Source organism: Methylobacterium sp. CCH5-D2 (assembly GCF_001556475.1).
Taxonomy (GTDB): domain Bacteria; phylum Pseudomonadota; class Alphaproteobacteria; order Rhizobiales; family Beijerinckiaceae; genus Methylobacterium; species Methylobacterium hispanicum.
This window is the reverse complement of record NZ_LSIX01000475.1, coordinates 1-3,610: the sequence shown is the minus strand read 5'-3', so window position 1 is coordinate 3,610 and position 3,610 is coordinate 1. Positions and strand designations below refer to the sequence as shown.

General features: G+C 70.1%; 3 protein-coding genes. All 3 read left to right on the top strand.

Annotated elements, in window-relative coordinates; genetic code table 11:
* A partial coding sequence (gene hflK, locus AX737_RS12070; protein WP_066921631.1) for an FtsH protease activity modulator HflK occupies positions 1–940 on the top strand: 940 nt, incomplete at its 5' end.
* Positions 937–1,887 (top strand): protease modulator HflC, encoded by a 951-nt coding sequence (locus AX737_RS12065; RefSeq protein WP_066921629.1) that lies wholly within the window; start codon positions 937–939, stop codon positions 1,885–1,887. The genes hflK and AX737_RS12065, both read left to right, overlap by 4 nt.
* 172 nt (positions 1,888–2,059) lie before the next feature.
* Positions 2,060–3,571: a DegQ family serine endoprotease gene (locus tag AX737_RS12060; RefSeq protein ID WP_066921627.1), complete on the top strand. Its 1,512-nt coding sequence runs from the start codon at positions 2,060–2,062 to the stop codon at positions 3,569–3,571.
* The last annotated feature ends 39 nt before the right edge of the window (positions 3,572–3,610 follow it).

Sequence of the window (3,610 nt, the reverse complement as noted above, 5' to 3'; positions counted from 1 at the left end):
CGCGGTCTGGCTGCTGACCGGCTTCTACACGGTGGCGCCGAACCAGGTCGGCATCGAGACCATCTTCGGCCGCTACGTCGGCTCGAAGGGCGAGGGCCTGCGCTACAACTTCCCCTACCCGGTCGGCGCGGTGACCAAGCCGAATGTCGGCCAGGTCAACTCGATCCAGGTCGGCTTCCGCTCCTCGGGCAGCGGGCGCACCTCCATGCGCGACGTGCCCGACGAGAGCCTGATGCTCACGGGCGACGAGAACATCGTCGATCTCGACTTCGAGGTGCAGTGGCGCGTCAACCCGCTCAAGGCCTCGGATTTCGTGTTCAACCTCCAGAACCCGGAGGGCACCATCAAGGCCATCGCCGAGAGCGCGATGCGCGAGGTGGTGGGCCGGCGCAACATCCAGGCGATCCTCACGAACGAGCAGTCGAGCGTGGCCCAGGAGGTGCGTGAGATCCTCCAGGCGGCGCTCGACGAGTACGGCGCGGGCGTGCGCATCGAGGTGGTGCAGCTCGTCTCGGTCAACCCGCCGCCGGAGGTCCGGCCGGCCTTCATCGACGTGAACGCGGCCCAGCAGGACGCCGACACCGTCCAGAACGAGGCCAAGACCTACGCGAGCCGCGAGGTGCCGCAGGCCCGCGGCCGCGCCGCCCAGATCGTGCAGGCGGCCGAGGCCTACAAGACGAAGGCCACCGCCGACGCCACCGGCCAGGCGGCCCGCTTCGACGAGGTCTACGCATCCTACAAGGTCGCGCCGGCGGTGAGCCGCGAGCGGCTGTTCCTGGAGACGATGGAGAAGGTGCTGGGGTCCGTGAACAAGGTGATCATCGACCAGAACGGGCAGGGCCCGTCCGGCGCGGCCAGCGCCGGCGTGCTCCCCGTTCTGCCGCTCGCCGAGTTCGGGGGCCGCGTCCAGGGCAACACCCAGACCGGAGCCGCCCGATGAACGGCCAGACGCTCCGCACCGGGCTCGCGGTGATCGCGGCCGCGATCGCCCTCGCCCTCTACGCCTCGGTCTTCACCGTCGGTCAGATGCAGCAGGCCCTCGTCCTGCAGTTCGGCCGCGTGCGCGCCGTGCTCAACCAGACCGGCGAGGACCGGCCGGGCCTCTACTTCAAGATCCCGTTCATGGAGAACGTGGTGGTCTTCGACAAGCGGGTGCTCGACCTCGACCTGCCGGTCCAGACGCTGCTCACCGCCGACCGCCAGAACCTGGAGGTCGATGCCTTCGCCCGCTACCGGATCATCGATCCGCTGCGCTTCTACCAGTCGGTGAACAACATCGCGTTGGCCAACCAGCGTCTGGCGAGCTTCACCAACTCGGCGCTGCGCAACGTGCTGGCCCGCTCGACCCGCGACGCCATCGTCAAGACCGAGCGCACGCGGCTGATGAACGAGATCCAGGAGGACGTGAACCGGCAGGCCAAGGCGCTCGGCATCCAGATCGTGGACCTGCGCATGACCCGCGTCGATCTGCCGGCGGCGAACTCCTCGGCCGTGTACAAGCGGATGAAGACCGAGCGCGAGCGCGAGGCCGCCGACATCCGGGCGAACGGCGACCAGATTGCCGCCACCATCCGGGCCAAGGCCGACCGCGACGTCACGGTGCTGCTCGCCGAGGCGCAACAGACCGCCGAGAAGCTGCGCGGCCAGGGCGACGCCGACAAGAACCGGATCCTCGCCGAGGCCTTCGGCAAGGACGCCGACTTCTTCGCCTTCTACCGCTCGATGCAGGCCTACGAGACCGGGCTGAAGGGCCCCGAGACCCGGCTGGTGATCAGCCCGACCTCGGACTTCTTCCGCTACTTCAGCGACCCGCAGGGCCGCGCGCCGCAGGGGAGCGCGACCCGCTCCGAGCCCGGAGCGACCGGCTCCACCCAGCCGGCGCGCTGAACCCGGACCTCTCCCGAAGGGCCCCTGCGACCATCGCGGGGGCCCTTCGCACTTGAAGACGGCCCCGCGCCACCGAATCTATGCCTTCGCTCCGTCCCCGCTCCGGCGGGTTCGGACAGGCCGGGCCACCGGCCCCAGCACTGCAGGAAACGCGCCCTTGAAGAGGTCGACCATGAATCCCGCCCCGGCCTCCGGCCGACCCGTCCTCGCCCGCGCGCGCGGCCTGCTCGCGGCCACCCTGATCGGTGTCTCCGTCGCGGGTACCGCCCTGCCGGTGACCGCTCTCGCCCGCGGCCCGGAATCACTCGCCGACCTCGCCGAGCAGGTCACCGACGCGGTGGTCAACATCGCGGCCTCCACCACGGTCGAGCAGCGCTCCAGCCGCAGCGGCCCCCAGCTTCCGCCCGGCACGCCCTTCGAAGACCTGTTCGAGGAGTTCTTCAACAAGCGCGGCGGGCGCGGCGGCGGTGGCGAGAGCGAGCAGCCGCGCACCCAGCGCAAGTCGAACTCGCTCGGCTCCGGCTTCATCATCGACGCCTCCGGCATCGTGGTGACGAACAACCACGTCATCGGCGACGCCAACGACATCCAGGTCATCCTGCACGACGGCACAAAGCTGAAGGCCGAGATCATCGGCAAGGACTCGAAGATCGACCTCGCGGTGCTGCGGGTGAAGCCCACGGCCGAGCGTCCGCTCAAGGCGGTGCCCTTCGGGGATTCGGAGCGGCTGCGCCCCGGCGACTGGGTGATGGCGATCGGCAACCCGTTCGGGCTCGGCGGCTCGGTCTCGGCCGGCATCGTCTCGGCGCGCGGGCGCAACATCGAGTCGGGCCCCTACGACAACTACATCCAGACCGACGCGGCCATCAACAAGGGCAATTCCGGCGGCCCGCTGTTCAACATGAACGGCGAGGTCATCGGCATCAACACGGCGATCCTCTCGCCGACCGGCGGCTCGGTCGGCATCGGCTTCGCGGTGCCCTCGGCCTCGGCCAAGCCCGTGATCGACCAGCTGCGCGAGTTCGGCGAGGTGCGGCGCGGCTGGCTCGGCGTGCGCATCCAGAACGTGGACGACGCCACCGCCGAGGCGCTGGGCCTCAAGGGCGGCGCACGCGGCGCGCTGGTGGCGGGCGTGGACGAGAAGGGTCCGGCCAAGGGCGCGGGCCTCGAGGTCGGCGACGTGATCACCCGCTTCAACGGCAACCCGGTGAAGGCCTCGAGCGACCTGCCCCGCATCGTCGCCTCGACGCCGGTCGGCCAGAAGGTCGACGTCATGATCGTGCGCAAGGGCGAGGAGCAGACCAAGGCCGTCACCCTCGGCCGCCTCGAGGACAACGAGCGGCCCCAGCTCGCCAACGCCCGCCAGCCCGAGCCCGAGAACGCCGTGCGGCAGGCGCTCGGCCTCAACCTCTCGGGCATGACGGACGAACTGCGCCGCCGCTTCTCCATCAAGGAGACCGTGAAGGGTGTCGTGGTCACCCGCGTCGATCCGAACTCCACCGCCGCCGACAAGCGCATCCAGCCGGGCGAGGTCATCGTCGAGGTCGGCCAGGAGAGCGTGAGCAGCCCCGCGGAGGTGACGAAGCGCGTCGACGCCCTGAAGAAGGAGGGCCGCAAGTCGATCCTGCTCCAGGTCGCCGACGCGAAGGGCGACGTGCGCTTCGTGGCGCTCGGCCTCGAGTAGGACGTCTTCGGGCTCACGCCCGATCGGACAGGCTGGGGG